Here is a 2,084-nt window from a genome sequence, read left to right on the forward strand (position 1 = left end):
GTAAGCACCCAATAACTGACCGTATTGAAATTTAGACCAAAAAAGAAGAATGGCGTCCTCGGGTTTTGAGGGCGCCATTCTTCTTTCCATGCTCTAAGCGGCTACTGTATTTAACTGACTCTTTCCCTGTGAATCCTGCGTAAAATTCCATGGTAAATAAGCTACCAGTTCTGATTCTTTTGCGAATATCGGTAGTTGAGACATGCTTTCTAAAAGATAACGAATATAGTCTTGCGGATTATTGCCACTTGCCTTGGCCGACTCAATTAGAGTCATCCAAATGGCTGTAGCTTCCGCTCCAGCTTGGCTGGTACTGAACAACCAGTTCTTTCGACCAATCACTAGACTCTTCATATTACGTTCGGCAGCGTTATTACTGAAATCGAACTCACCATGATCAAGGATTCTATTCAGTACCACTCGCTGATTTTGAGCATATATAATGGCTTTCCCTAGGCGACTTTTGGGTAATTCGTCAGCTTGATCAATCCATTTCCAGAACTTACGAAGTGATTTCCGCAGTTGCCTATGCCGACGACGTTTTCTAGATCGAGGAGAATAGTGCTGCCATTGTCGTTCAAGTGCAAACATTTCGTCCAATAGCTTTAATGGCCGACTCATTCTGATCTTGCCATTGATGTTTGCTGCATCATAGAACTTGCGTCGAACATGGGCAAAACACCCAATTCGAATGACAGAATCCTCTAAGTAGTTGTAGCCAGCGTAACCATCACATTGAAGGATCCCAGTAAAACCTCGGTAGAGGTTCTGGGCAAATTCTCCTGAACGCGTATCACCATAGGCATACAGTACGGCTTGGGCTGGGGACTTCTGAACTGACCTCGCTACCCACATGAAGGATTTTGTAGTCGCCTTTTTTCCCGGTTCTCTTAGAACCTGAATCGGCGTCTCATCACCTTGCAGGTAGTCTTGTGCCATCAATGATTTCCGAATCAAGTTATATAATGGTTTTACTAACTCACTGGTCTTGATTATCCAATTAGATAGCGTCGTCTCCGTTAGGTCAACGCCTAGACGCTGCCAATCCTTTAACTGACGATAAAGGGGGACACCTTGCTCAAATTTCTGATGAATGATTTCAGCTATCAGTGATGTAGAGCCCAAACTATGTGGGATTAAAGGCTTTGGTACTTGTGCTTGAATCATTTTAGCTAGGCCATCAATGGCTTCACATTCTTCGCACTTATAGGTTTTTGCATAAACCTCTTCGACAAACAGTTGTGCTGGTTGGAAGTGAAGCTCTTGACGAACAAATTTTGTACCAACGGAAACTAAGCAGTGTCCGTGAGGACACTGCTTAGTCTCAACATCAACGATAGTCTTATGAACCGGTAAATCAGGACTTAGGACTTCTTTGCGTGTTTTTTGGCGCTTTTTCGTTGACTGTACTTGATCTGTTTGGTTTTCTTTGCCAGTTTGCTCTGGCTCGGTAAAAACACCATCGTCCTCGTCCAAAAGTGATAATTGATTTGGATCGATTTGCTCAGCCTTTTTCCCGAAAAGCTTTCTCGTCAAGTAATCGATAATTTCTGCTTGTTCTTTTACCTTTTGAGTCAACATAGCGATTTGCTCTTGTTCAGAAGTCATTAGTTATCCCACCATTCAATACTAATTATTTTTGAGTTTACCATAGCCTTCTCAAAATAAATAGCTATCTTTCCGTGGTCATACTTACATGTCTTGGCGGCCTAATTTTATGGATGGTCGCGTCAAGCGACCACCCGCTCAACAATCGGGTTAATTGTTTGAAATTAAGCTTGCGAATGGCGTCTTGGTTGGTCGGCCACTGAAGTCGGCCATTCTCAAGTCGTTTGTACAGAAGGAGGAAGCCATCACCATCCCAATAAAGAGCTTTGAATCGATCCTTCCTAGTGCCACAAAACAAATATAGCGCTTGGTTGTACGGGTCTAGCTCAAACTGTTCTTGAACAATAGCTGCTAATCCGTCAATTCCACGTCGCAAGTCAGTTTTCCCACAAACAATGAATATCTGTCTAACTTTAGTTGAATCAATGAGCATCGTTGAACACCGCCTTAAGGACGGCATCCACAATATAGCCATT

The 2,084-nt window shown here is 42.9% G+C and carries 2 protein-coding genes; both read right to left on the bottom strand.

The genetic code is table 11. The annotated features are described in order from the left end of the window. Nucleotides 1-93: 93 nt before the first annotated feature. Nucleotides 94-1,608: an IS66 family transposase gene (tnpC, locus tag EKM89_RS13820; protein WP_125689338.1), complete on the bottom strand. Its 1,515-nt coding sequence runs from the start codon at nucleotides 1,606-1,608 to the stop codon at nucleotides 94-96. A gap of 64 nt (nucleotides 1,609-1,672) precedes the next feature. After that, nucleotides 1,673-2,083: an IS66 family insertion sequence element accessory protein TnpB gene (tnpB, locus tag EKM89_RS13825; RefSeq protein WP_318531008.1), complete on the bottom strand. Its 411-nt coding sequence runs from the start codon at nucleotides 2,081-2,083 to the stop codon at nucleotides 1,673-1,675. Nucleotide 2,084: the final 1 nt, after the last annotated feature.

It is taken from the genome of Levilactobacillus fujinensis (assembly GCF_003946335.1).
Taxonomy (GTDB): domain Bacteria; phylum Bacillota; class Bacilli; order Lactobacillales; family Lactobacillaceae; genus Levilactobacillus; species Levilactobacillus fujinensis.

Excerpts from the sequence above, each read along its gene's own strand:
- tnpB (WP_318531008.1), bottom strand. The coding sequence starts at position 2,083 with ATGGCTATATTGTGGATGCCGTCCTTAAGGCGGTGTTCAACGATGCTC.
- tnpC (WP_125689338.1), bottom strand. The coding sequence starts at position 1,608 with ATGACTTCTGAACAAGAGCAAATCGCTATGTTGACTCAAAAGGTAAAA.